Origin of the sequence: Streptomyces sp. NPDC050211 (genome assembly GCF_040656035.1) — a bacterium.
In the GTDB taxonomy this organism is placed as follows: Bacteria; Actinomycetota; Actinomycetes; order Streptomycetales; family Streptomycetaceae; genus Streptomyces.
The window spans coordinates 1-2,830 of sequence record NZ_JBFALC010000162.1 but is presented as its reverse complement, the minus strand read 5'-3'; the positions used below and the strand labels follow the sequence as shown (position 1 = coordinate 2,830).

The 2,830-nt window shown below is 71.4% G+C and carries 2 protein-coding genes and 1 pseudogene; 1 reads left to right on the top strand and 2 read right to left on the bottom strand.

Annotated features, from left to right (window positions below; translation table 11 throughout):
• Positions 1 to 859 (bottom strand): annotated as a pseudogene (locus AB0I98_RS49650) (hypothetical protein); the annotation flags it as partial.
• A 158-nt stretch (positions 860 to 1,017) separates the two neighbouring features.
• Here AB0I98_RS49650 and AB0I98_RS49645 point away from each other — a divergent pair.
• Positions 1,018 to 2,214, top strand: coding sequence for an RNA-guided endonuclease TnpB family protein (locus tag AB0I98_RS49645; RefSeq protein WP_362953106.1), 1,197 nt, complete (start codon positions 1,018 to 1,020; stop codon positions 2,212 to 2,214).
• Between the two features lie 30 nt (positions 2,215 to 2,244).
• Here AB0I98_RS49645 and AB0I98_RS49640 read toward each other — a convergent pair.
• Positions 2,245 to 2,830: thioesterase domain-containing protein (locus AB0I98_RS49640; protein ID WP_362953104.1), on the bottom strand; the 586-nt coding region annotated here is incomplete at its 5' end.

Sequence of the window (2,830 nt, the reverse complement as noted above, 5' to 3'; positions counted from 1 at the left end):
GGACGGGCGGCGCGACGCGCAGGGTGGCGTCGACGGCCGGGCCGGCCAGGGCGGGGTCGGCGGCGAGCGCCTGCCAGGCGTCCGGCCGGGCGAGCTGGGTGCGGACGGCGTTGGTGAGGAGCACCGCGGTGGTCTCGGCGGCACCGACCGACACCACGCGGGCGGCCTGTACGGCGTCGCCTCCTGCATCGCCCAGGGTCTGGCCGAGCAGGGCGGCCAGCTCTGTCTCCGCCGCTTCGGCGGCGGAGGCGACGGGATGGGGCTGGGGGCACAGCAGGCCGTCGAGGGCGGTCCGGCAGTCGCCGAGCAGCCGGGCGTAGTGCGCGTACGCGGCCTCGGGCAGGCCGAGTTGCTCGGCGAGGACCCGGCCGACGAGGCGGCGGGCGAAGTCCTCGGCGAGGTCGAAGCGGTCGCCGAGGTCGGCCAGGATCGTCCGGGCGAACGTCACGGTCCGCTTCCCCAGGCACTCCTCGTCGGCCCACAGCACCGGCCCGCCCAGGGCGGTGAGCGGGGCGAGCCGGGCGGTGTGCGCGCGGTCAAGGGACAAGGTGGTGCTGCGGTACGGGAGTTCGTCGCCGCCGGGGCCGGGGGCGTCGAAGGCGGGGTCGGTGACGACCGTGTCGGCGACGGCGCGGTCGGCGGTGACCCAGGTGTCCAGCAGGGTGCTGTGGTACAGCGGCCCCTGCGCGCGGATCCGTTCCTCGTGGCGGTGCGGGTCGCCGGTGCCGGCCCGCAGCAGCAGTCCGTAGGGGTCGTCCTGGATGCCCGCGAACCACTGTGCGGCGCGGGTGAGCTGGTTGTTCCTGGCCCGGCGGGCCGGGCCGGGTCCGGGTGCCTGGGTGGGCAGCACGGTGGTCATTGGGGCTCTCCTTCGTGGATACCCCCGGCTTCAGCCGGGGGAGGAAACGAAGCTCCTGCGGAGCAGGGCAGGAGAAGCCGGTTCGGCGCCAGGGCGGACCGGTATCCACCCCCAACTACCCGCAGGCCGTCACAAACTGATGCAGTAGTATGTGAACCGTGAAGACCACCCGCGTGAAGCGGGCGTTCAAGTACCGCTTCTATCCGACGGATACGCAGGCAGCGGAGCTGTCGCGCACGTTCGGGTGCGTGCGGAAGGTCTACAACCTCGCTCTTGCGGCGCGCACGGAAGCGTGGACGCGGCAGGAGCGGGTGAACTACAACCAGACGTCGGCGATGCTGACGGCCTGGAAGAAGACCGAGGAACTCGTGTACCTCAACGACGTCTCCTCCGTCCCGCTCCAGCAGGCTCTGCGGCACCTCCAGGTGGCGTTCACCAACTTCTTCGGCAAGCGGGCCAAGTACCCCCGCTTCAAGTCGCGGAAGACGTCGCGGAAGTCGGCGGAGTACACCACCAGCGCGTTCCGGTTCCAGGACGGCAAGCTGACGCTGGCGAAGATGGCGGAGCCGCTCGACATCGTGTGGTCGCGCCCGCTCCCGGAGGGTGCGGCGCCGTCCACGGTGACCGTGTCGCAGGACGCGGCCGGACGCTGGTACGTGTCCATGCTGTGCGAAGACCCGTCCGTCAAGCCGCTCCCTGCCACCGACGCGGCCATCGGTATCGACATCGGACTCGACCACTTGCTGACTCTCTCGAACGGGGAGAAGGTCTCCAACCCCCGGCACGAGCGCCGTGACCGCGCGCGCCTCGCCAAGGCCCAGCGGCAGCTTGCCCGTAAGGCCAAGGGCGACGGCGCGAACCGGGCCAAGGCCCGCCGGAAGGTCGCCAAGGTCTACGCCCGGATCGCCGACCGAAGGCATGACCACCTGCACAAGCTCACCACTCGACTCGTTCGTGAAAACCAAACGATCGTGATCGAGGACCTCACCGTTCGGAACATGGTGAAGAACGGCAGCCTGGCCCGTTCTATCAGCGATGCGGCCTGGTCGGAGTTCCGGAGCATGCTGGAGTACAAGGCCCAGTGGTACGGCCGCGAAGTGATCGCGATCGACCGCTGGTTCCCCTCCTCCAAGCTGTGCTCCGTCTGCGGCACGTTGCAGGACAAGATGCCGCTCAGCGTCCGCACCTGGACGTGCGACTGCGGGACGACCCACGACAGGGACGTGAACGCGGCGAAGAACATCCTGGCCGTCGGGCTGACGGCGTCTGTCTGTGGAGCTGGTGTAAGACCTCAACGGAGAACTCCGGGCGGGCAGTCGGCGATGAAGCAGAAACCCCTACGGCGCGAGCCGTAGGAATCCCCCTCCTTCAAGAGGGGGAGGAAGTCAAGCGCGGCTCCTCGTCATCGGGTCACCGCCGGGCAGCGCGTCCAGCCAGGCGCCGACGGTGTCGGCGGTGGCCGGGGCGTGCTCGGTCATCATCGTGAAGTGGTTGCCGGGGACGTCGGCGACGGTGTGCGCGGCGTCCCACACGGACCGCCAGTCGGCGTCGGGGTCCCTCCAGGCGGCCATCGGTTCGCCGGCGCGCAGGTGCAGCACCGGTGCGCGGGTGGGCTGCGGGGTCCAGTCCCCCAGCAGCCGGTGGTAGGCGCCCATCGCGGTGAGCCGAGTGTCGTCGAGCGGGACGACGGTGCGGTCGGCGGCCCAGCGGAGCATGACGTCCCGCCAGATGGCCATGGGGCCGGGGGCGCTGGGGGTGTAGATGTCGGCGAGGACGAGGGCGGCGGGGCCCGCGCCCCGGGCCTCCAGGTGGCGGGTGAGCGCGTGGGCCAGGTTGGCGCCGGCGGAGTGGCCGAGCAGGGCGTAGGGCCGGCCGCCGGTGGCCTGGGCGAGGGTGTGCGCGTGGGCCGCGCACAGGGCGTCGAGGCTGGCCGGCAGCGGTTCGCCGGCCCTGAAGCCGGGCTGCTCCAGC